Raw genomic sequence first — 21,702 nt, forward strand, 5'->3', positions numbered from 1 at the left:
ATTGATCAATGGCCGGTTCAGTCCATCGCCTTGCCCGCTTCACACAGGCGCTTGGAGAAGGTGTTGTTTGCGATCGGCTTACCGTCTTCCGGAATGCGGACAGAGGCCGACGACGTAACCGATATCGTCTGGTAGCCCAGGCCATAGACGGTGGCGTACTTCCCTGACGGATCAGGAACAAACGCATAGGCCCCATTGAGCCTGGTTTTTTCCAGCTGCTGGCGAAACTGTTCGGCAGCGCCGGCGTCGCCACGCACCGCGCGTAGAAGCAAATCGCTTTGAAGGCTTGCCGGCGGCTTTTCTATGTAGGCGGTGTCAATGCCTTCGATTTCGACGAAGCTCTCATGCCAGCACTGGTGTTCGTAGCCGCTTGCGCGCAGTGCTTTGAACGACGATTTGCCAATCCCGGACGAGTAATCGAAGAAAGCAACCGACAATGTCTTGGAACCCGCGCTTGCAAGAATTGGGGCACACAGCAACAAGGCAAAGAAGCTTTTGCGGACAATCGATTTCATTTGGCGTTCAGTTGTTTTCGAAAAGGCGAAGCATACAGTTTTTTCTACAACCGCTACCGCTCAGGAAACCAGTACAAATAGAGTGCGGTTTCGTTGGAGACCTGCTCCTGGGTGCGATAAACGAATCGGTCGAAGCCACCTACCTCGAACCCATTTCGTAAATAGAGTTTGCAGGCAGCGACGTTGTTGGTCTGTGTTTCCAGTCGCAGGCCCTTGAGTTGCCTGTCCTCGGCCCACGTTTTAGCAAAATCTAGCAACGCTGTCGCAATGCCGCTTTGACGAAATTCGCGGGAAACAACGATATGTTCAATCGAGCCCAGATCGTTCCAGGCCGTCGCAAGTTCGATCTTGCCTGCTAAGGTGCCGTTCACGAATGCGCCGTAGGATTCAACGTCGTCCGCCGGTGAATCATCGGATTCATAGGTCTTGGTGAAATGCTCGACGCTTCGTGCTGCCAGCTGAATTTCACCGTCGACGATTGAAACGTCGAACACCTCGTTGGAGGAGAAACCATTCTCTTCATGATCCAGCCGGCAAGGCCCCTCGTCATGTAGGCGCACGATTTCCATCGACAGGCCTTAACCTTTGGACAATGCCTTCAACGCCTGCTTGATGCCATCGGAGACCGTGGAGCCAGACGGGACGGTCTTCAGTGCCTGCAAGGCTTCCTTGTCCGAGTAACCCAGCGCCAGCAGCGCGTTCAGGATGTCGGATTGCGAATCGTGCACCGGGTGCGCCCCGGCAGCACCGATGTCGGCGCCCAGCTTGCCTTTGAGTTCCAGCAGCAGGCGTTCAGCGGTTTTCTTGCCGATGCCGGGGATCTTCACCAGGCGGCCAGCTTCCTGCAGCGTGACGGCTTGCGCCAGGTCGGCGATCGAAAGCCCGGACAGGATCGACAGTGCGGTGCGCGCGCCGACGCCGCTGATCTTGATCAGTTGGCGAAATACGGCGCGCTCTTCGGCGTTGCCGAAGCCGAACAGCAGGTGTGCGTCTTCGCGAATCGTCAGGTGGGTGAACAGGCTGACCTTCTCGCCTACTCCAGGCAGGTTGTAGAAGGTGGACATCGGTACGTCGACTTCGTAGCCGACGCCTTGCACGTCTACCAGCAGTTGCGGGGGATTCTTTTCGAGCAGGATGCCGGTGAGACGTCCGATCATGTTCTTCCTTTGGATGCGATTAGCCCACCAGGCGGCCGCGCTTCATGCGCAGTCCGGACAGGGAGGGATGGGCGTTGGTGACGATGGCCAGCGTGGCCTGGCTATTGGCGTGGCAGATGGCGATGCCGAGGGCGTCCGCAGCGTCGGTGCCGGGCAGTCCGGGCAGCGCCAGCAGGCGCGCGACCATGTCCTGCACTTGCGCCTTGGTGGCTCGGCCGGTGCCGACGACGGCTTGCTTGAGCTGCGTCGGGGAGTATTCGGCGACTTTGAGGTCGTGCGTGACTAAGGCGCAGATTGCGGCGCCGCGGGCTTGGCCGAGCAGCAGCGTGGATTGCGGATTGACGTTGACGAAGACTTTTTCGATTGCGGCGCAGTCGGGCTTGTAGGTGGCGGCGACTTCGGCTACCCCGTCGAGGATGACTTTGAGACGCTGCGGCAGGTCGCCCTCGCCGCTCTTGATGGTGCCGGAGGCGATGTAGCGCAGCTTGTTGCCCACTTTTTGGATGACGCCAAAGCCAGTGGTGCGTAAGCCGGGGTCGATGCCGAGAATTATCATTCCCGGATTTTACGGCAGAAACCGGTAAGTCTGGGTCTGACCCTTGGGTCTGACCCAGGTTTACCGGTTTTAGTGACGGAAGTGGCGAGTGCCGGTGTACAGCATCACCACGCCGCGCTCGTCGGCGGCGTCGATCACTTCCTGGTCGCGCATGGAGCCGCCCGGCTGGATCACGCAGGTAGCACCTGCATCAACCACCACATCCAGGCCGTCGCGGAACGGGAAGAATGCGTCGGAAGCGACGACGGAGCCAGCCAGCGACAGGCCTGCATTCTGTGCCTTGATCGAAGCGATGCGCGCGGAATCGATACGGGACATCTGGCCCGCACCCACGCCCAGGGTCATATTGCCGCCGCAGAAGACGATGGCGTTCGACTTCACGTACTTGGCCACGCGCCATGCGAACATCAGGTCAGCCAACTGCTGCTGGGTAGGCTGCAGCTTGGTCACTACGCGCAGTTCCGACTGCAGCACGTTCTTGGAGTCGGCCGACTGCACCAGCAGACCGCCGCCCACACGCTTGAAGTCCATGGCGTTGACGCCTTCGCCCAGAGGAATCTCCAGCAGGCGCACGTTCTGCTTGGCCGACATGATCTGGCGCGCTTCAGCGGTGAACGATGGAGCGATCAGCACTTCCACGAACAGCTTGGCCAGTTCGGTGGCAGCCGCGCCGTCCACTTCCACGTTGAAGGCGATGATGCCGCCGAAAGCGGAGGTCGGGTCGGTCTTCAGCGCGCGCTGGTAGGCTTCCAGGGCATTCGCGCCCAGGGCTACGCCGCATGGGTTGGCGTGCTTGATGATCACGCAGGCGGTGGAGCCCATGGACTTCACGCACTCCCACGCCGCATCGGCGTCGGCGATGTTATTGAACGACAGTTCCTTGCCCTGCAGCTGGCGGTAGTTGGCCAGCGCGCCGGCTACCGGAGCCAGGTCGCGGTAGAAGGCTGCCGACTGGTGCGGGTTTTCGCCGTAGCGCATGTCCTGCACTTTTTCGAAGGCCACGTTCAGGGTTGCCGGGTAGGCGGAACGGGTTTCGTGCTTGCGGTCCGGGCCCAGGCTGGAGAAGTAGTTGGTGATGGCGCCGTCGTACTGCGCGGTGTGCGCGTAGACCTTCTTGGCCAGGTTGAAGCGGGTTTCGTACGATACGTAGCCTGGGGCGTTGTCGGTGCCCTTCATCTCCGCCAGCACCACGCCGTAGTCGCTCGGATCGCAGATCACCACCACGTCCTTGTGGTTCTTGGCAGCGGAGCGCAGCATGGCCGGGCCGCCGATGTCGATGTTCTCGATCGCGTCTTCCAGCGAGCACTCGGCCTTGGCAACGGTCGCCTGGAACGGGTACAGGTTCACCACCACCATGTCGATGGTCGGGATGCTGTGCTCTTCCAGCTTGGCGACGTGCTCAGGGAAGTCGCGGCGGGCCAGGATGCCGCCGTGGACTTTCGGGTGCAGCGTCTTCACGCGGCCATCCAGCATTTCCGGGAAACCGGTGTAGTCGGCCACTTCGGTGACCGGCACGCCGTTATCGGCCAGCAGTTTCGCGGTACCGCCAGTGGACAGGATGTTGACGCCCATGGCCGACAGGGCCTTGGCGAAATCCAGCACGCCGGTCTTGTCGGATACGGAGATGAGAGCTTGTTTGATCATAGCTGTGGGGGGAAGGTTACGGAAATCTGTACAAACCAACCGGCCCCACGGCCCGTCGCGGCCAATAGGGACCGGGACGCGGAATCAGCCTTACAGCAGGCCGTGTTCCTGTAATTTCTTGCGCAAAGTATTGCGGTTAATACCCAGCATCTGGGCTGCGTGCGACTGGTTGCCGTCGGCGCGGCCCATTACCACTTCGAGGATCGGACGCTCAACGGTCATCACTACCATGTCGTACACGTTCGAAGCTTGCTGCTCGCCCAGGTCATTGAAGTAGTCTTCCAGGCTTTTCTGGACTACTTCCTGAATGCTTTCTTTGCTCATTTTTTATCGATCTTGCTAAATTTTTGCCAATGCAGGCGCGGTTCACGCAGCCAGCGGTTCTTCGGCGAGGCGGTATTGTAACCGCTCGCCGTACTTCCATTGGGATTCGAAGAAACTGTCGACTGCGCGCAGTTGTTCTGCGGTCGACTCGAGGCGGTTCATCTGCTGCCGGAATTCCTCCCCGCCCGGGAGGTCGCGCACGTACCAGCCAATGTGCTTGCGCGCGGTGCGCACGCCCAGGAATTCGCCGTAGAAGGCGTAGTGGGCCTGCAGGTGTTCGTCCATCAGCTTGCGCACCTCGGCCACCAGTGGCGCCGGCAGGTGTTCGCCGGTGCGCAGGAAATGGTCGATTTCGCGGAAGATCCATGGACGCCCCTGGGCGGCTCGGCCGATCATCACGGCGTCGGCGCCGGTCTTATCGAGCACATAACGCGCTTTCTCAGGGGTGGTGATGTCGCCGTTGGCGACCACCGGGATGCTCACTGCGGCCTTGACGGCGGCAATGGTGTCGTATTCGGCGTCGCCGGTGTAGCCGTCGGCGCGGGTGCGGCCGTGCAGCGTCAGCATCTGGATGCCGGCTTGCTCTGCGATGCGGGCGATGCGCAGGGCGTTCTTGTTTTCGCGGTTCCAGCCGGTGCGGAATTTCAGGGTGACCGGCACGTTCACGGCCGGCACCACCGCTTCCAGGATGCGCTGGACCAGGTCTTCGTGCTGCAACAGGGCGGAGCCGCACCAGTTATTGCAGACTTTCTTCACCGGGCAGCCCATATTGATGTCGATGATCTGGGCGCCGCGGTCGACGTTGAACTTGGCGCAGTCGGCCAGTTCTTCCGGCACCGCCCCGGCGATCTGCACTGCCTTCGGCTCCATCTCGCCGGTGTGGTCGGTACGGCGCGAGGACTTCTCGCTGGCCCACAGGCGCGGATTGGATGCAGCCATTTCGGACACGGCATAACCAGCACCCAGTTCCTTGCACAATTGGCGGAACGGGCGGTCCGTCACGCCAGCCATAGGCGCGACAAAGACGTTATTGCGGAGCTCGTGAGGTCCGATATTCACTTAGTAAATCCGTAAGACAGTGCGGGAAAGGGGGCTATTTTAACCGATCCACTGCCCAAAAACTAAGCACTTTTTTAAACAATATCGTCCAGGCTGGTGGACAGGTGGGCCACCTCGCCCCATTGCTCAAGCGATAACACCCCTTTATTAAAGACAAAGCGGTTAATACTGGCGTTCTTGACCTGGAAATCGCGCGGGCCGTCGATCGACAGGCCGCGGGCAGCGCGGTAGGCGCATTCCAGCACGCCGCCGTGGGCGACGATCAGGATGGATTGCTGCGGGTAGCGTTCGGACCAGCGTGCAATGCCGTCCTGGCAGCGCTGGTAGAACTGGCGGAAGCTTTCGGCCACACGATCGCCGGCCGGCATCACCGCATCCACGTCCCTCGCTTGCCATTCCGCGAATTCGATCGGGTAGCGTTCGGCGATCTCTGTATATAAGAGGCCTTCGAAGGCGCCGTAACCGCGCTCGCGCAGGCCGGGGTCGGTATGCAGCGGCAGATGGGGATGGTGCGCGGCCGCCGCCTGTGCGGTTTGCAGGGCGCGTCCCAGGTCGCTGGAGATGATGGCGTCGAGCGGCTCGGCCGCCAGCGCGCGCGCCAGGGCTACTGCCTGGCGTTCTCCTTCCTCGTTCAAGGGGATGTCAGTGTGGCCTTGCAGGCGGCGTACGGCGTTCCACGCGGTTTCGCCGTGGCGGATCAGCAGGATTTTTGTCATTCAAATAGCGAGTAGCTGCCAATCACCTGCGCCTCGTCGAGGATGTGCCCATGGATGGCTTGCAGCACGTCCTGGCAGGTGAAGCGGCCTTCCAGCTCCAGGCGCTGGATGTCCAGCGCGTACAGGCGGAAAACGTAATGGTGGGGGCGCTCGTCGTTCCATGGCGGGCATGGGCCGTCGTAGCCGTAGTAGTCGCCGGCCATGTCCTTGTCGCTGGCGAACCAGGCGGTGTAGTCGTTGATGCCGTGGCGCAGGGGCGCTGGCAGGCTCGCTGGTTTACCTTTTGGCGTCACTTCTTTCGAGAATTCGCCGGCGGCGATGCTGGTGCGGCTCGGTGGAATGTCGATCAGGGACCAGTGGTAGAAGTCGGCGCGCGGCATGCTGGCCGGCAGCGTGTGGCCTTCCTGGTTGACGTGGGTGCCGTCGGTGGGGACGTCGCCGTCGATGCAGAGCATGACCAGGGATTCGGTGCCTTGTGGGACTTCGGACCAGGCAAGGTGGGGGTTCTTGTTGGCGGATAGGCGCACTTTGGTGGCCTTGTCGCGCACGGCGAAAGCAAAGTCGCCGGGGATGGCGGCGCCATCCTTGAAGGAATCGCTCCAGATTTTCATCTTTTTCTCCCATCTGCTTTTTTTTTGAAACCGGTAAACCAGGGTCTGACCCAAGGGTCAGACCCCGTCTGCTCGACTGCCTGGGGGTGGGTTAGAGGCTTTTGACTTTCGACGAAGATCAAAGGCCTAGAACCAACACCTCCAGCAGCTGCGCTGACTGGGTCAGACCCTCGGGTCTGACCCTGGTTTACCGGTTTTATGTCTTTGGACTCACCTGCAACCAAAACGTCACCGGCCCATCATTGGTCAGCGACACCTTCATATCTGCCCCAAACACACCCGTGCCGACAACCGCATGCTTGGCGCGTGCCTGCGCCACAAAATACTCAAACAGCCGCTTCCCATCCGCCGGAGCAGCCGCCGGGCTGAACGAAGGCCGCGTGCCCGAATTGGTATCCGCCGCCAGTGTGAACTGCGGCACCAGCAGCAAGCCACCCGCCACATCGGTCACCGACTTGTTCATTTTGCCAGCATCATCGGAAAACACACGATACGACAAAAGCTTGGCCAACAGCTGGTCCGCCTCCTTCTCCGTATCGCCCTTCTCCGCGCAAACCAGCACCATCAGGCCGCCGTCGATAGCACCGGTAGTCTCACCATCGACAACGACCTTGGCGGAAGTAACCCGCTGCAGCAGCCCGATCATGCCGACAGGGTCACTTTCGCGAACTTGCGCTTGCCAACCTGCAGTACGAAGGTACCCGCCTCAATTTTCAGCGCCTTGTCGCTAACCACGGTGCCATCGATACGCACGCCACCCTGGTCGATCATGCGCAGCGCTTCGGAAGTCGAGGCGCACAGGTTGGCCTGCTTCAGCAACTGGCCGATGCCGACCGGCGCGCCCGACAGGGCCACTTCCGGCACATCATCCGGAATCCCGCCCTTTGAACGATTGACGAAATCGGCCAGCGCCTCTTCCGCCGCCTGACGGGAATGGAAGCGTTCCACGATTTCCTGCGCCAGCGCCACCTTGGCATCACGCGGATTCGCACCGCCCTCGATCGCCGTCTTCAGGCCTGCGATGTGTTCGATCGACTGCCACGACAGCAAGTCGTAGTAACGCCACATCATCACGTCCGAAATCGACATCACCTTGGCGAACATGGTGTTGGCCGGCTCGGTGATACCTATATAGTTGTTCTTGGACTTGGACATCTTATCGACGCCGTCCAGACCCTCCAGCAGCGGCATGGTCAGGATGCACTGCTGCTCCTGGCCGTAATCCTTTTGCAACTCCCGGCCAACCAACAGGTTGAATTTCTGGTCGGTGCCGCCCAGCTCCAGGTCGGCCTTCAACGCCACCGAGTCGTAACCCTGCATCAGCGGGTACAGGAACTCATGCACCGAGATCGGGGTGCCATTCTTGAAACGCTTGGAAAAGTCGTCACGCTCCATCATGCGCGCCACGGTGTAGCGCGAGGACAACTGGATCATGCCGCGTGCGCCCAGCGGATCGCACCATTCCGAGTTGTAGCGGATTTCGGTCTTGGCCGCATCCAGCACCAGGGATGCCTGCTTGAAATAAGTCTGGGCATTCAGCTCGATCTGCTCGCGGGTCAGCGGCGGACGGGTCACGTTGCGGCCCGACGGGTCGCCGATCATGGAAGTGAAGTCGCCGATCAGGAAAATCACCTGGTGACCCAGGTTCTGCAACTGGCGCATCTTGTTCAGCACCACAGTGTGTCCCAGGTGCAAGTCCGGCGCGGTCGGGTCCAGCCCTAATTTGATGCGCAACGGCACGCCAGTCTTTTCCGAGCGCGCCAGTTTTTGAGCGAATTCGCTTTCGATGATGAGCTCGTCCACACCACGTTTGGTGATGGCGAGGGCTTCCTGGACGCTATCAGTCAGCGGCAGGATTTTCTTGTCTGTATCCATTTTTTGCGAAATTCTCTCAAATTGTTGGCACGGCTCAGGACTTTGTTATAATGCCCGATCCCATCAATCTTGCCCGATGAAAACGAATTAAATCAACAACTTAGAACAAAATACCAAGAATCCTAAAAGTTCAAGCGGCAAATTTTAACTGATTGCATGAACCCTATAAACAAGTTCACAAGCTCACGCTTGCACAATCTGCTCGGTTCGACGCGTAAATCGCGAATCATTAGCGCATCGGCGATCTTCCTCGCCGTCTGCGCTTTTGGCGCGGCTGGCGTGGCTCCGCTCGCGCCCGACGCGAGCGACCTGCCCGTGAAGACCATTGCCCAGGATATCCAGCTACCTGACTTATCCTCGCAGATCACCGCCCTGCAACAGCAAGAAGCTTCCCAGAAATACGTCCACGAAGAAAAGATCCGCGCCGGCGACACGCTCGCGACGCTGCTCAATCGTTTGGGCGTGGAAGACGACGCTGCAGAAACCTTCATCAAGAAAGACAAGACCGCGCGCGCCATTATGCAGCTGCGCAGCGGCAAACGCGTGCAGGCGCAGACCGACGAGAACGGCAACCTGCTGTGGCTGAAGGCCACCGTTGTGGACGGCAAGGATAACCCCGTCAAGAATATTATGGTCTCCCGTTCGGGCGACGCAGAATTCACGGCCGAAGAGACCGCCGCGAAACTGGAACGCCGCGTTGAAATGCGCGCGCGCGAAATCACCACTTCCCTGTATGCCGCGACCGACTCGAGCTCCGACGGCAGCAGCCTGCCCGACACCGTCGTCGCGCAGATCATTGAAATGTTCTCCACCAACATCGACTTCCGTTCCGACCTGAAGCGCGGTGACCGTTTCAACGTGGTGTACGAAACCTTCTGGCAGGACGGCGAGTTCGTGCGCGCCGGCCGCATCCTGGCTGGCGAGTTCACCAACAAGGGCACCACCTACCAGAGCGTATGGTTTGAAGACCCGCTGACCAAATCGGGCGGCGGCTACTTCAGCTTCGACGGTAAATCGTTGAAGAAAGCCTTCCTGAAATCGCCGCTGGAGTTCTCGCGTATTTCGTCCGGCTTCGGCATGCGTTCGCACCCGATCTCCGGCAACTGGAAACAGCACAAAGGCACCGACTTCGCTGCCGCGACCGGCACCCCGATCCGCGCAGCCGGTGACGGCGTCATCGATTTCTCCGGCGTGCAAGGCGGCTACGGCAACGTGATCGTGATCAAGCACTGGGCCAACTACACCACCGCTTACGCGCACATGAGCCGCTTCGGCGCCGGCATGAAAAAGGGTGCCAAGGTCAGCCAGGGCGACATCATCGGCTACGTCGGCACCACCGGCTGGTCGACCGGCGCTCACCTGCACTACGAATTCCGCGTAGCAGGCGAAGCCAAGGACCCGAACAAGCTGAACATCACGGCGCAAGCCCCGCTGACCACGGGCGAACTGGCCCGCTTCAAATCGGTGGCCGGCGACATGATCCACCGCTTCGCGCTGCTGCGTCCGAACAGCAATACCAGCAACCTCGCTGCCAAGTAATCCGGCGGCAAAGGGACATAAGGCGCACATTTGTGCGCCTTTTTTTTATTTGACTCAACCGGGCCCGCACTACAATAGGACTATGAGCTTATATATCGGAATGATGTCGGGTACCAGCCTGGACGGCGTGGATGGTGTCCTAGTGGACTTCTGGGCCGGTGCCGCGCGCACCATGTCGGCAGCCTATGTGGAGTTTCCACAGTCGCTGCGTGACGAGCTGATGGCGCTGCAGGCTGCTTCGCCGAACGAGATCGAGCGCGAGGCGCTGGCCGCCAACAAGCTGGCCGAGCTCTATGCCGATTGCGTGGCCGAGCTTCTGGCCAAGGCCGAAATGAAGTCGGCCGACGTACGCGCCATCGGAGCCCATGGGCAAACCATCCGCCATCGCCCCGAGCTGGGCTTCACCCGCCAGATCATCAACGCCTCCCTGCTGGCCGAACTGAGCGACATCGACGTGATTGCCGACTTCCGCTCACGCGATGTGGCAGCAGGCGGCCAGGGCGCGCCACTGGTACCGGCTGGCCATAAGGCCCTGTTCGGCAAGGAAGGCAAGATGCGGGTGCTGGCCAATATCGGCGGCATCGCCAACATCTCCCTGCTGCACAATGATGGCGCTGTTGGCGGCTACGACACCGGGCCCGGGAACGTGCTGATGAATGCCTGGATCTCGCGCCACAAAGGTGTGGAATTCGACGATAACGGCACCTGGGCCGCCACTGGCAAGGAAGTGCCCGGCCTGCTGGCAGCACTGCTTTCCGAACCCTACTTCGCCCTGCCCGCACCGAAAAGCACCGGGCGCGACCTGTTCCACGCCGACTGGCTAAACGCCCGCCTGGCGCCCTTTTCCGACGCCAAGCCGGAAGACGTGATGTTCACCCTGCTTCGCCTGACAGCGGTAAGCCTGGCGCGCGAAATCGCCCAGCACGAGGCAGAGACACTCTACGTTTGCGGAGGAGGTGCCTACAACGCCACGCTGATGCGCGAGTTGCAGGCAGAGCTGGGGACGGCGACCAAAGTAGAGTCCACAGATGCACTGGGAGTACCCCCGAACCGGGTAGAAGCGATGGTATTCGCCTGGCTGTCCCATCGTTTCGACGAACGGCAACCGGGCAACCTGCCATCCGTCACCGGCGCCCGCGGCGAGCGCATCCTCGGCGCCCTATATCCCCGTTAACGGCAGAGCCCGTGTCACACCGTGGGGGTCAGGCCCCAATGTGTGACACGGGCTCATCCGTGCCATGGCTCAGTCCGTGTCACACTTGGGGTGTGACCCCAAGGTGTGACACGGGCTCGGCCGTGAATCTTTTAGACGGAGAAGGAGGAGCCGCAGCCGCAGGTCGAAGTTGCGGATGGGTTCTTGATCACGAATTGCGCGCCTTCCAGGTCGTCCTTGTAATCGATCTCGGCGCCTACCAGGTATTGGTAGCTCATCGAGTCGATCAACAGCTGGACGCCGTTTTTCACCATCGTGGTGTCGTCTTCGTTGACGATTTCGTCAAAGGTGAAACCGTATTGGAAGCCGGAGCAACCGCCACCCTGCACGAATACGCGCAGCTTCAGGTCCGGATTGCCTTCTTCTTCAATCAGTTGCGCTACTTTCTCGGCCGCGGCGTCGGTGAAAACGATCGGTGCCGGAATCACGTCTTCGGCTACTGCAGTCATGTGTTACTCCTACTTAAAATCAGTTGTCCCATTATAGTCCATGCCGGACTTGGCCGCTTTAAAGGCTGCGCACTGTCGTTGTCTCATCGGCAATGACTTTGCCTTTTTCCGACAGGCTGACCTTGACCGCCACCACTTTGGCGCCTTCCGGCACTTCCAGCGTGCCGTCTATGCGCTGGTAGCGATCAATTTTCAGGTCGTAGCGCTCGGCGCCCTCCTTCGGGTATTCGAGCACCGCCTTTTTGCCATCCAGGATGACTGCGACTGCCAGCTTGAGCCGGCCGGCGAAGGCGGATGGGCCCTTCTTCTTCGCTCCATATTGGAGCAAAACCGTGTAATGCAAGAGCCTTGGCGCTGCCATGCGGGCTTGCATGCCGCGAATCACCAGGCCGGAACCTGCCTTCGCTGGGGGGAGCGCTTCTTCCAGCAACGCCAGGTCGGCATTCAACTTTGCCAGTTCAGCATCGGAAGCGGTCGCTGCAGGCGCTGTAGCAGGCGCCGCCTTCAGCTTTGCGGCCAGCTCGTCGCGCTCAGCCGATACACGCGCTAACTCCAGCTCGGAGGCTGCAAGTTGTTTGGCAACGGTAGGGCCCGACTCGCCTTGCGACACGCCGACTACGCGCTTGCCCAGGTCGACGCCCCACATCACCAGCACGCCGCCAGCGACCAGGACCGCGGCCAGGGCCAGCCCGCGCACCAGCATTGGCGCGCGTACCTGCTCCATGCCGGCTTCCACTTAGGGCATCAGGGCGATGGTTTGCAGGCCCAGGCCTTCGTCCAGGCCAAACATCAGGTTCATGCACTGTACGGCCTGGCCGGATGCGCCTTTCACCAGGTTGTCCTGCACTACCAGCACGATCAGGGTGTCGCCGTTGTTCGGACGGTGCAATGCCAGGCGCAGCATATTGGCGCCGCGGGTGCTGCGGGTTTCCGGGTGCGAGCCCCATGGCATCACGTCGACGAAAGGCTGATCGGCGTAGGCGTCTTCGAACAACTTTTGCAGCGCTTCGTTGGTCATGTCCTTGGTCAGGCGTGCATACAGGGTCGAGTGCATGCCGCGGATCATCGGGGTCAGGTGCGGGGTGAAGATCAAGTTGACCTTCTCGCTGGTGTAGCGTTGCAGCTGGGCCGCGGTTTCCGGGGTGTGGCGGTGACCGCTGACGCCGTAAGCCTTGAAGTTGTCCGACGATTCGGAGAACAGGGTGCCGATCTCGGCCTTGCGGCCAGCGCCGGACACGCCGGATTTGCAGTCGGCGATCAGGTGGCCGGCATCGATCAGGCCTGCCTTCAGCAGCGGCACGAAGCCCAGCTGCATGGTGGTCGGGTAGCAGCCCGGGTTGGCGATCAGCTTGGCTTGCTTGATGTCGTCGCGGTTCAGCTCTGGCAGGCCATACACGGCTTGCTCCAGCAGCTCGGGCGCGGTGTGGTCGATCTTGTAGGTCGCTTCGAACACGGCGCGGTCCTTGATGCGGAAGTCCGCCGCCAGGTCGATCACTTTCACGCCTTTGGCCAGCAGTTCAGGCGCTTGCGCCATCGCTACGCCGTGCGGGGTGGCGAAGAACACCACGTCGCACTGGGTCAGGTCGACCTTGTCCGGCGAGGAGAAAGCGATGTTCACGCGGCCGCGCAGGGAGGGATACATCTCAGCCACCGGCAAGCCGTCTTCTTTGCGCGAGGTGATCGCGCTCAGTTCGACTTCAGGGTGTGCGGCTAACAGTCGCAGCAGTTCCACACCCGTGTAACCAGTGCCGCCGACGATGCCTACTTTGATCATGATCTCTTCCTTGCGAGGTAAATATTGGTGAGGGGGTCATTCTATCAAAACCGGCAAATCTGGGTCTGACCCAAGGGTCAGGCCCGCTTGGCGACGGCCAGCGACTTTGATAAGCGCGGGTCCGACCCTTGGGTCGTACCCTGGTTTACCGGTTCTAAAAAACAAAAAAGCCGCTGGAGACCAGCGGCTTTTTGTACGAGAGCGTAAAGATTAACGCTTCGAGAATTGCTTTGCGCGACGTGCTTTGCGCAGACCAACTTTTTTACGTTCAACTTCACGAGCATCGCGAGTGACGAAGCCGGCACGTGCCAGGTCGCCCTTCAGGCCTGCATCGTAGTCGATCAGTGCGCGGGTGATGCCGTGACGCACTGCACCTGCCTGGCCGGACTCGCCGCCGCCGTGCACGTTGACTTTGATGTCGAAACGCTCAACGTTGCCGGTCAGTTCCAGCGGCTGACGGATCACCATCAGGCCGGTTTCACGGGAGAAGTACTCAGCTGCTGGCTTGCCGTTCACGATGATCTGGCCGGTGCCAGCTTTGATGAACACGCGAGCAACTGCACTCTTGCGACGGCCGGTGCCGTAGTTGTAGTTACCGATCATGTCAGTTCCTTAGAATTCGAGTGCTTTAGGTTGCTGGGCAGCGTGTGGGTGGGAACCCTCAGCGTACACTTTCAGCTTCTTGATCATGGCGTAGCCCAGTGGACCTTTTGGCAGCATGCCCTTAACGGCTTTTTCCAGAGCACGGCCTGGGAAACGCTGTTGCATTTTCAGGAAGTTGGTCTCGTAGATGCCGCCTGGGTAACCGGAGTGACGGTAGTAGGTCTTCTCGGTTGCTTTGGTACCGGTCACGCGCAGTTTGCCTGCGTTCACGACAACGATGAAGTCGCCGGTGTCAACGTGAGGGGTAAATTCTGGCTTATGCTTGCCGCGCAGTCGGCGTGCCACTTCGCTGGCAACACGGCCGAGGACTTTGTCCGTCGCGTCAATCACGAACCAATCGCGCTGGACTTCATGGCCCTTAGCGGAAAAAGTTTTCATGTTTGAACTTTCTGTGAAAGATAAAAAACGCTCTATCGGTGGTTCCGCCCCAATGCTTCAGCGGACGCAGCCTTCTTGTTTATTTCCCGAGCGAAAAGGAAAGCTGATGATTATAGCCCGCCCTGCCCCGCTGGGTCAACCCCGCCCCGTATCAGGCTGCCGTTGCTAAGCAGATATTGCCGAGCTACTATGGAACCCCAGAATCACAAGAGGAGACGGCCATGCGATCGATCATGCTGGCCTCGCTGTTGGCACTGGCTCCAGCCCTTGCCATGGCCCAGCCCGGTAAAGATTGCCACCTGCCCGGCACCGAGGAATCCCTGCGCTGCCTGCGGCTGACTGTCCCGCTCGACCATAGCGCTCCTGGCGCCACGCTCAGCCTGCACGTTACCGTCGCCCCCGCCCTGCGCGAATCGGCCCGGCGCGACCCGCTGTTCCTGCTGGCCGGCGGCCCGGGCGAAGCAGGCTCCGACCTGGTGCCACTGCTGAACACCACTTTCCGCAAGGTGCGCGCCACCCGCGACATTGTGCTGATCGACCAGCGCGGCACCGGATTATCCGGCAAGCTCGATTGCAAACCCGGCAAGAATGCCGAAACGGCCACCGAAGATGAACTGCTGGCCGAGGCCCGCGTCTGCATCAAAGGGCTGAACAAGCGCTTCAACCTGTATACAACCGAGCAGGCGGCGCGCGATATCGAAGCCGTGCGCGGTGCCCTCGGCTATGGCCGCATCAACCTGTGGGGCGGTTCGTACGGCAGCCGGCTGGCCCAGGCCTATGCCCGCCTGTTCCCTGGCAGCGTGCGCGCCCTGGTTTTGGATGGCGTGGCGGCGCCCGACCAGGTAGTGCCGGCCGGTGCGCGCGATGCGCAAGCTGCTCTCGACGCGCTGTTCAAGCAATGCGCCGACGACCGGGTCTGCGCCACCGCCTTCCCCAGCCTGCGCTCCGAATTCGAGGCGTTGGCGGGACGCCTGGCCAAGACGCCTCAATCATTGACGTTGCCCGATCCGCGCACCGCGGAAACCAGCAAGGTCGAAATGACCAGCATGCGCTTCATCGGCACCGTGCATAACATCCTGTATTCGCAGGCGGACAGCCGGCGCCTGCCGTTCCTGATCCACAGCGCCTACCAGGACCGCTGGCAGCCCTTCATTGCGCGCAGCAATGTGTCGCGCGACTTTTCCTCCGAAGGCGGGCCGGCCATGCCGCTGCACCTGGCCGTGGTCTGCGCCGAGGACTTCCCGCGCCTGACGCCGCAACTGCTGGAAGAAGACACCAAGGGTTCCTTCCTCGGCGCACCGCAGATCATGCGCATCGGGAAAATGTGCGAAACCATGTCGGTGCCGGCCGTGCCTTACAAGGAGCCGGCCATGATCGAGGCGCCAGTGCTGCTGATGTCCGGCGCGCTCGATCCGGTCACGCCGCCGCGTCGCGCGGAAGCCGCGCGCAAATATATGAAGAATGCCCAGCACCTGATCGTCAAGAACGGCGGCCACATCGTGTCGCCGCTGGGGTGCATGCCGCGCCTGCTGCGCGGCTTCCTCGACCAGCCGGGCGCACCGTTGAAGGCGGAATGCCTGAACGAGATCCCGGCTCCGACTTTCCAGCTCAACAGCGCGGGGCCACAGCCATGATCGAAGTCCAAAACCTCTGCAAGCGCTTCGGCAAGGTGCAGGCGCTGGCAGGCGCCAGCTTCACCGCGCGCGACGGCATCATCACCGCCCTGCTGGGACCTAACGGCGCCGGCAAGACCACCTTGCTGCGCACCCTGGTCGGGCTGCTGCAGCGCGACCACGGCACCATCTCCATCGACGGCGTCGATCCCGCCGTCGACCCGATGGCGGTGCGCCGCAACGTCGGCGTGCTGACCGACCAGTTCGGGCTGTACGAGCGCCTGACCACACGCGAGTACCTGCGCTACTTCGGCGAATTGAACGACATGCAAGACAGCGCAATCGACCAGCGCACCAAGGAAGTCACCGAGCTGCTGTCGCTGGAAGACATCATCGACCGCCGCGCCAAAGGCTTCTCACAAGGCCAGCGCATCAAGGTCGCCCTGGCACGCACCCTGCTGCACCGCCCGCGCCACCTGCTGCTCGACGAACCAAGCCGCGGCCTGGACGTAATGAGCACGCGCGCGCTGCGCCGCGCCCTGGCCGCGCTTAAAGCCGACGGCTGCTGCGTGATCATGGCAACCCACGTGATGCAGGAAGTGATCCATTCCTGCGACGACGTGATCGTGATCGCCAACGGCACCACAGTCACCCAAGGAACGCCGCAACAGCTTTGCGAACAGGCCGGCTTGCCAAGCCTGGAAGACGCTTTCGTGCGACTGGTCGGAACCGAAGAAGGGATCGAACTGTGAAGCTCAAATTTCCTATCGTGCTGCGCAAGGAATTGGTGGAAACCTTGCGCGACCGGCGTGCCCTCAGCCTGCTGCTGCTGTTCGTGCTGATGTACCCCATCCTGGTCGGCTTCATGCTGCATCGGCAGATCGACCGCGCCACCAAGCCGGAACGCGAAGGCGTGGAGATCGCGGTGATCGGCAGCGACCAGGCGCCAACGCTGATGAACCAGCTACGCCAGCGCAACGTGAACATCACCGAACTGGAATCGATGGGCGAGGAGCAGATCAATACCCTGATACGGAAACAGACCGTGACGGCCGTGTTGCGCCTGACGCCGGAGTTCGCGGAGAACTATCACGCCATGCGCCCGGCCCGCGTCGAACTGTGGTTCGATTCCGCCTCCGACAGTTCGCGCAAGATCGATGAAGTGGAATACGTGCTGCGCGACTACAGCCGCAATATCGCCAGCGCACGGCTGCTGGCACACGGCGTATCGCCGGTCAACCTGAACCCGGTACTGGTGCAGCGCTACGACGCCGGCACCAGCGCCTCGCGTTCGGCCAATACCATCAGCACCATGCTGGGTATTTTCTTCATACCGGCATTCATGTTCTGCATGAGCACTGCGGTCGACAGTACGGCCGGAGAGCGCGAACGGCGCTCGCTTGAAGTATTGATGGCGCAGCCCCTGCGTCCGGCCGACCTGATCGTCGGCAAATGGCTGGCGGCTTCGCTGCTGTCGATTGTCGGCATCACGCTGGAACTGGCGATCGCGCACGGCATCCTGAAATGGCTGCCGCTGGAGGAAATCGGTCTTTCCTGGCGCCTGGGCTGGCGCGACCTGGCGATGGTATGCCTGGCCTCCGCCACCTTGTCGCTGTTTGCTGCGGCGCTGGAAATCGCTTTGGCCATCAACGCCCGCTCGTTCAAGGAGGCGCAGACCCTGGTCAGCTTCACCATGATCGTGCCTCTGGTGCCGGTGATCCTGGTGCCGATGATGAACCTGACCAATAGCTGGTGGATGTACATGGTCCCGGTGTTGTCCAACCAGACCTTGCTGCGCGAGCTGGCCAAGGGCGGCAGTATCGGCATGCTGCCCTTCCTGCAAACCTTCTTCAGCAGCCTGCTGCTGGCCATGCTGTGCGTCTGGTATACCGAGCGGCGCATGAAGAGCGAGAAATACATGATGACCGTATAATGCCCCGACGCATTTAACGGAGAGTTCAGATGGAAGTTAAAGTTAGCTGGAATGGCCCGTCGGGCATGAGTTTCCGCGCCCAGACCGGTTCTGGCCACATGGTTGCCATGGATGGCGCCCCGGAAGGCGGCGGCCATAACCTGGCACCGCGCCCGATGGAGATGGTGTTGCTCGGTACCGGCGGCTGCACCGCCTATGACGTGGTGCTGATCCTGAAAAAAGGCCGCGCCGATGTGCGCGCTTGCGAAGTGGTCCTGCAAGCCGAGCGCGCCGAAACCGAGCCTAAGGTCTTCACCAGGATTAACTTCCATTTCGTCGTCACCGGCAAGGACCTGAAACCGGAAGTGGTTGACCGCGCCATCACCCTGTCGCACGACAAGTACTGCTCCGCCAGCATCATGCTGGCCAAGACGGCGCAAATCACCCACACCTTCGAAATCATCGAAGCCTGAGCAGCGTCTCGGCAAAACCCTGCCCGAACATGCGGGCGGTCTTGATGTCCCCGGCGGCGAATTCATGCGCCGCCGTCCCATGCCCTGCCTGCGCCATCAGACCGGACCACGAGCCGAGGCGATTGGCCGCTTCATCGTAGGGCACGCCGGAATGCTGCTCCGGCAGGATAGGATTGCCGGACCAGATCATCCCGTGCTGCATGCAGAAGGTGAACATCGACAGCAATGTCGATTGTTTGTCGCCGGCCGGCAGCGACGACACCGTAAAGCCGCCCGCCAGCTTGCCCTTCAGTTGCTGCGTGCGCCACATTTTGCTGGTTGCGTCCATGAAGCTCTTGAACACGCCCGACACGCCACCCAGGTAGGTCGGGGAACCAAGCAGCACGCCATCGTACTGCAGCAGCGCGTCCGGCGTCCCTGCCAGCTCCGAAGCTTTCAGAACATGCACTTCGGTTCCTGCCACGCCGGCAGCGCCCTGGGCGATGTGCGAGGCGATATGTTCCGTGTGGCCGCTGGCGCTGTGGTAAATGACTGCGAGTTTCTTCATTGCGCAATTCCTTTGATGAGTAAGGCGGAAAGATAGAGGCCGAGACCGAAGACCGTGTGGTTCGCCAGGCTGCGCAGGCAGTTTTTCATCGGCGCCGGCGTCTTGCTCGATGCCACGCCGAGCCCCATCGAAGGCTGCATCACGAACAGCGGTGCGCCGACGGTAGCCATGCCGACTGCCAGTGCCGGGCCGATACTGGGCGCATGCAGCCAGTCCTGGCCCGCCACCGCCACCAGCGCGCCGGCAAACGCCACGCCCGTCGCGTAATGCACCAGCCATCCCAGTGCATGTTCGCCGCTGACCGCCGGCGAAGCGGCAATCGAGTCATGCGCGAAGCGGCCTTGCGCCAGGTGCCCGGCCCAGCGGCCGATGAAGGCCATGTTCATGGTCTTCACCCCCATGCGCTTGAGCAGCACCAGCCACAAGTCGAAAACGATGGTGGCGCCGAGGCCGATGATGATGATTTCCATTGCAATCTCCCTGGTTGATGTGCACACTGTAGAAGTTGAAGTCAACTTCAAGTAAAGGGATTTTTGATGGATATCGCCGAAGTCGCGCAGCGCTCGGGCATGGCTGCCTCCACGCTGCGCTATTACGAGAAAAAGGGCCTGATCAAGCCAGCCGGCCGCAATGGCTTGCGGCGCACCTATGCGCCTGGCGTGCTCGATACGCTGGCCATCATTTCGCTCGGCCAGTCAGCCGGTTTGTCGCTCGACGAAATCGGCTCGATGTTCACGCCCGAAGGCGGCACCTCCATCGACCGCGCCTTCCTGTTGTCCAAGGCCGAGGAGATCGACGCGCTGGCCAAGCGCCTCAAGGCAATGAGCGAAGGCCTGCGCCATGCGGCTGCCTGCCCCGCGCCCAGCCATGCCGAATGCCCGAAATTCCAGCGCCTGTTGAAGGCCGCCGCTTCCGGAGCCATCGAACGCAGCCTGCGGATGTGAGAAAGCGCGCATTTCTGAAAGGTGCCTGGATGCTATCCTCTTGGGTTTATCCAAAAAAAACTCAACGGGGAAATAACAATGAAGATTCGTAACTGGGTGATCGCGCTTGCGCTGGTGCCGGTATTTGCCATGGCCGACATGACTGCCGAACAGCGCAAGGCAGAATTCAACAAGCTCGATTGGCACACCGGGCCGCGCGCCGAGTCCATCGCGGCCAAGGCTACGCTGAAAACGCCGAGCGACAAGATCCAGTTCCTGGACGATAAGAACTCGCGCCGCTTCCTGGAACTGACCGGCAACCTGCCGGAAGACGGCAATTACACCATCCTGGACATGGATGGCGGCTGGTGGGCCACCTTCTCCTTCGACCAAAGCGGCTATGTGAAGGAAGGCGACAAGATCGATGCCGACGCTCTGCTGAAAACCCTGAAAGACAGCGATGAACCAGCCAACGAAGAGCGCAAGCGCCTCGGCATGGGCGCCCTGTACACCGAAGGCTGGTACGTTCCGCCGCACTATGACGAAAAGACCAAGCAACTGGAATGGGGCCTGAAAGTACGCTCGGATAACGGCATTTCGCTGAACTACACCATCCGCCTGCTGGGCCGCAGCGGCGTGATGAGCGCGACCCTGGTGTCGTCGCCTGAAACCCTGGACGCCGACGTGGCAAGCTTCCGCAAAGTGCTGGCCGGCTTCGACTACAACGATGGCGAAAAATACTCTGAGTTCAAACCGGGCGACCACGTTGCCGAATTCGGCCTGGCGGCGCTGGTGACCGGCGGCGCCGCGGTCATCGCGACCAAGAAAGGCTTCTGGGCTGCTGCTGCCCTGTTCCTGGCCAAGATGTGGAAGCTTGTAGCGGTTGGCGGCGTTGCGGTCCTCGCGGGCCTGAAGTCGCTGTTCAAGAAGAAAGAAAGCAGCAATTGAACGCACTCCACGCCGAAATCCTGCTGGTAGCGGCCATGATTGGCCTGTACCTGTACGACTCGGCGCGGCTGCTGCATTCGAATGAAGGCGTGCTGGCGGCTACCCTGGGTGGCCGCTGGTCGCTGCATTTCGGCGCGGAGCATTACACCCTGCGCGGCAAGGAGCCGTTCGTGCCGAATCCGCTGCTGCCGCACCGCCCGGTGTTCCCGCTGCGCTGGAAGCAGCAGGTGCTCGCCGCCCTTCCTGCCGCGCAGCGCTGGACGCCGCCGCCATTCGGGCCTTACAAAGTGCTGGCGCCGTTTGTCTGGCTGATGGCACTGGCCCTGTTCGGCCTTATTCCTGCTGGCCTGTTCTCACGCTACGGCAACCTGGCGATCGCGGCCGGCATCTTGCTGTTCTATGCCACCGCGCTGCTCGCGCTGGCCTACGTGTGGTTCAAACGCAGCGCCTTGAAGCTGACAGGCCGCCAGGTCGGCGCCCTCGCATTCGAATCGCTGACCTGTCCACCGTTCGCCCTGAACCTGGTGCGCCATATCAGCTGGCACGCAGCGCCGTCCGAAGAACTGATCTCCGCCGGCCGCCGGCTGCTGCGCAAGGACGACTGGACTGCAACGCTGCCAGCCGTGATCAAACGCGTCGACAACGCCATTGAGTGGGAAAGCGAAGGCACGCCGCGCGCCCTGGCCCTGACCGAATACCAGGCATTACTCAACAGCGAACTGGTATCGGACAGCTGACGCGGAACTTTCTGCACTCCCCCCTGTCCAAGCTCAAAGCCTCCCACCGCAAACTGCGGCAGAGTCTAACCACTGT

General features: G+C 61.2%; 27 protein-coding genes. 9 read left to right on the top strand and 18 right to left on the bottom strand.

Features of this window, described 5'->3' with window-relative positions:
* Window positions 1–17: 17 nt before the first annotated feature.
* The 11 genes from ACQ4MM_RS07785 to tyrS form a co-directional block, all read right to left on the bottom strand.
* Complete coding sequence (locus tag ACQ4MM_RS07785) at window positions 18–515, bottom strand: hypothetical protein (protein ID WP_431476842.1); 498 nt, start codon at window positions 513–515, stop codon at window positions 18–20.
* Between the two features lie 53 nt (window positions 516–568).
* Window positions 569–1,084, bottom strand: coding sequence for a GNAT family N-acetyltransferase (locus ACQ4MM_RS07790; protein WP_431476843.1), 516 nt, complete (start codon window positions 1,082–1,084; stop codon window positions 569–571).
* A gap of 9 nt (window positions 1,085–1,093) precedes the next feature.
* On the bottom strand, window positions 1,094–1,672 hold the full coding sequence (gene ruvA / locus ACQ4MM_RS07795; RefSeq protein WP_431476844.1) for a Holliday junction branch migration protein RuvA: 579 nt from the start codon (window positions 1,670–1,672) through the stop codon (window positions 1,094–1,096).
* Between the two features lie 19 nt (window positions 1,673–1,691).
* The gene (ruvC, locus tag ACQ4MM_RS07800; protein WP_431476845.1) at window positions 1,692–2,228 is read right to left on the bottom strand and encodes a crossover junction endodeoxyribonuclease RuvC; all 537 of its coding nucleotides are present in this window, start codon (window positions 2,226–2,228) and stop codon (window positions 1,692–1,694) included.
* A 69-nt stretch (window positions 2,229–2,297) separates the two neighbouring features.
* Entirely contained in the window at window positions 2,298–3,872 is a 1,575-nt protein-coding gene (gene purH / locus ACQ4MM_RS07805) for a bifunctional phosphoribosylaminoimidazolecarboxamide formyltransferase/IMP cyclohydrolase (protein ID WP_431476846.1), read from the bottom strand.
* Between the two features lie 90 nt (window positions 3,873–3,962).
* Complete coding sequence (locus ACQ4MM_RS07810; protein WP_028102293.1) at window positions 3,963–4,196, bottom strand: helix-turn-helix domain-containing protein; 234 nt, start codon at window positions 4,194–4,196, stop codon at window positions 3,963–3,965.
* A gap of 42 nt (window positions 4,197–4,238) precedes the next feature.
* Window positions 4,239–5,255 carry a tRNA dihydrouridine synthase DusB gene (gene dusB, locus ACQ4MM_RS07815; RefSeq protein WP_431476847.1) on the bottom strand — a complete coding sequence of 339 codons (1,017 nt, stop codon included), beginning with the start codon at window positions 5,253–5,255 and terminating at the stop codon, window positions 4,239–4,241.
* A gap of 74 nt (window positions 5,256–5,329) precedes the next feature.
* Window positions 5,330–5,971, bottom strand: a complete 642-nt coding sequence (locus ACQ4MM_RS07820) for a histidine phosphatase family protein (protein WP_431476848.1) — start codon at window positions 5,969–5,971, stop codon at window positions 5,330–5,332.
* Entirely contained in the window at window positions 5,968–6,582 is a 615-nt protein-coding gene (locus ACQ4MM_RS07825; RefSeq protein WP_431476849.1) for a YbhB/YbcL family Raf kinase inhibitor-like protein, read from the bottom strand. Before ACQ4MM_RS07825 ends, ACQ4MM_RS07820 begins: the two co-directional genes overlap by 4 nt.
* A gap of 196 nt (window positions 6,583–6,778) precedes the next feature.
* Window positions 6,779–7,228: a D-aminoacyl-tRNA deacylase gene (gene dtd / locus ACQ4MM_RS07830; protein WP_431476850.1), complete on the bottom strand. Its 450-nt coding sequence runs from the start codon at window positions 7,226–7,228 to the stop codon at window positions 6,779–6,781.
* Entirely contained in the window at window positions 7,225–8,457 is a 1,233-nt protein-coding gene (gene tyrS / locus ACQ4MM_RS07835; protein ID WP_431476851.1) for a tyrosine--tRNA ligase, read from the bottom strand. Before tyrS ends, dtd begins: the two co-directional genes overlap by 4 nt.
* Window positions 8,458–8,613: 156 nt before the next feature.
* Between tyrS and ACQ4MM_RS07840 the strand changes: the two genes are divergently transcribed.
* Both ACQ4MM_RS07840 and ACQ4MM_RS07845 read left to right on the top strand, forming a co-directional pair.
* A complete protein-coding gene (locus ACQ4MM_RS07840) occupies window positions 8,614–9,996 on the top strand; it encodes a M23 family metallopeptidase (protein WP_431476852.1) in 1,383 nt (460 codons plus the stop codon).
* An 82-nt stretch (window positions 9,997–10,078) separates the two neighbouring features.
* The gene (locus ACQ4MM_RS07845; protein ID WP_431476853.1) at window positions 10,079–11,170 is read left to right on the top strand and encodes an anhydro-N-acetylmuramic acid kinase; all 1,092 of its coding nucleotides are present in this window, start codon (window positions 10,079–10,081) and stop codon (window positions 11,168–11,170) included.
* Window positions 11,171–11,301: 131 nt separating this feature from the next.
* On the opposite strand, the gene erpA is transcribed toward ACQ4MM_RS07845, so the two are convergent.
* From erpA to rplM, 5 genes are all read right to left on the bottom strand, one after another.
* Entirely contained in the window at window positions 11,302–11,658 is a 357-nt protein-coding gene (gene erpA, locus ACQ4MM_RS07850; RefSeq protein WP_028102302.1) for an iron-sulfur cluster insertion protein ErpA, read from the bottom strand.
* 58 nt (window positions 11,659–11,716) lie between these two features.
* Entirely contained in the window at window positions 11,717–12,382 is a 666-nt protein-coding gene (locus ACQ4MM_RS07855; protein WP_431476854.1) for a DUF6776 family protein, read from the bottom strand.
* Window positions 12,383–12,394: 12 nt separating this feature from the next.
* Window positions 12,395–13,432, bottom strand: coding sequence for an N-acetyl-gamma-glutamyl-phosphate reductase (gene argC / locus ACQ4MM_RS07860; protein ID WP_431476855.1), 1,038 nt, complete (start codon window positions 13,430–13,432; stop codon window positions 12,395–12,397).
* A gap of 210 nt (window positions 13,433–13,642) precedes the next feature.
* Complete coding sequence (gene rpsI / locus ACQ4MM_RS07865; protein WP_028102305.1) at window positions 13,643–14,035, bottom strand: 30S ribosomal protein S9; 393 nt, start codon at window positions 14,033–14,035, stop codon at window positions 13,643–13,645.
* A 9-nt stretch (window positions 14,036–14,044) separates the two neighbouring features.
* Entirely contained in the window at window positions 14,045–14,473 is a 429-nt protein-coding gene (rplM, locus tag ACQ4MM_RS07870) for a 50S ribosomal protein L13 (protein WP_028102306.1), read from the bottom strand.
* A gap of 221 nt (window positions 14,474–14,694) precedes the next feature.
* On the opposite strand from rplM, the gene ACQ4MM_RS07875 reads away from it, so the two are divergent.
* The 4 genes from ACQ4MM_RS07875 to ACQ4MM_RS07890 are packed head-to-tail and all read left to right on the top strand — an operon-like array spanning window position 14,695 to window position 18,471.
* Window positions 14,695–16,107 carry an alpha/beta fold hydrolase gene (locus tag ACQ4MM_RS07875; RefSeq protein WP_431476856.1) on the top strand — a complete coding sequence of 471 codons (1,413 nt, stop codon included), beginning with the start codon at window positions 14,695–14,697 and terminating at the stop codon, window positions 16,105–16,107.
* Window positions 16,104–16,838 (top strand): ABC transporter ATP-binding protein, encoded by a 735-nt coding sequence (locus tag ACQ4MM_RS07880; protein WP_431476857.1) that lies wholly within the window; start codon window positions 16,104–16,106, stop codon window positions 16,836–16,838. The genes ACQ4MM_RS07875 and ACQ4MM_RS07880 overlap by 4 nt, the downstream gene beginning before the upstream one ends.
* Window positions 16,835–18,019: an ABC transporter permease gene (locus ACQ4MM_RS07885; RefSeq protein ID WP_431476858.1), complete on the top strand. Its 1,185-nt coding sequence runs from the start codon at window positions 16,835–16,837 to the stop codon at window positions 18,017–18,019. The genes ACQ4MM_RS07880 and ACQ4MM_RS07885 overlap by 4 nt, the downstream gene beginning before the upstream one ends.
* Before the next feature lie 29 nt (window positions 18,020–18,048).
* Window positions 18,049–18,471: an OsmC family protein gene (locus ACQ4MM_RS07890; RefSeq protein ID WP_431476859.1), complete on the top strand. Its 423-nt coding sequence runs from the start codon at window positions 18,049–18,051 to the stop codon at window positions 18,469–18,471.
* Here the strand turns inward: ACQ4MM_RS07890 and ACQ4MM_RS07895 are convergent.
* Window positions 18,458–19,018 (bottom strand): flavodoxin family protein, encoded by a 561-nt coding sequence (locus ACQ4MM_RS07895; RefSeq protein ID WP_431476860.1) that lies wholly within the window; start codon window positions 19,016–19,018, stop codon window positions 18,458–18,460. The two genes, ACQ4MM_RS07890 and ACQ4MM_RS07895, sit on opposite strands and share 14 nt — an antisense overlap.
* Window positions 19,015–19,488, bottom strand: a complete 474-nt coding sequence (locus ACQ4MM_RS07900) for a DUF2938 domain-containing protein (protein ID WP_431476861.1) — start codon at window positions 19,486–19,488, stop codon at window positions 19,015–19,017. The genes ACQ4MM_RS07895 and ACQ4MM_RS07900 overlap by 4 nt, the downstream gene beginning before the upstream one ends.
* 66 nt (window positions 19,489–19,554) lie before the next feature.
* Between ACQ4MM_RS07900 and ACQ4MM_RS07905 the strand changes: the two genes are divergently transcribed.
* The 3 genes from ACQ4MM_RS07905 to ACQ4MM_RS07915 all read left to right on the top strand — a co-directional run bounded on the left by ACQ4MM_RS07905 (window position 19,555) and on the right by ACQ4MM_RS07915 (window position 21,626).
* The gene (locus ACQ4MM_RS07905; protein WP_431476862.1) at window positions 19,555–19,962 is read left to right on the top strand and encodes a helix-turn-helix domain-containing protein; all 408 of its coding nucleotides are present in this window, start codon (window positions 19,555–19,557) and stop codon (window positions 19,960–19,962) included.
* Window positions 19,963–20,040: 78 nt separating this feature from the next.
* Window positions 20,041–20,889 (top strand): DUF2167 domain-containing protein, encoded by an 849-nt coding sequence (locus ACQ4MM_RS07910; RefSeq protein ID WP_431476863.1) that lies wholly within the window; start codon window positions 20,041–20,043, stop codon window positions 20,887–20,889.
* Entirely contained in the window at window positions 20,886–21,626 is a 741-nt protein-coding gene (locus ACQ4MM_RS07915) for a hypothetical protein (RefSeq protein WP_431476864.1), read from the top strand. The genes ACQ4MM_RS07910 and ACQ4MM_RS07915 overlap by 4 nt, the downstream gene beginning before the upstream one ends.
* The last annotated feature ends 76 nt before the right edge of the window (window positions 21,627–21,702 follow it).

This window comes from Massilia eburnea, from assembly GCF_050709955.1.
GTDB classification, from domain to species: Bacteria; Pseudomonadota; Gammaproteobacteria; order Burkholderiales; family Burkholderiaceae_D; genus Rugamonas; species Rugamonas eburnea_A.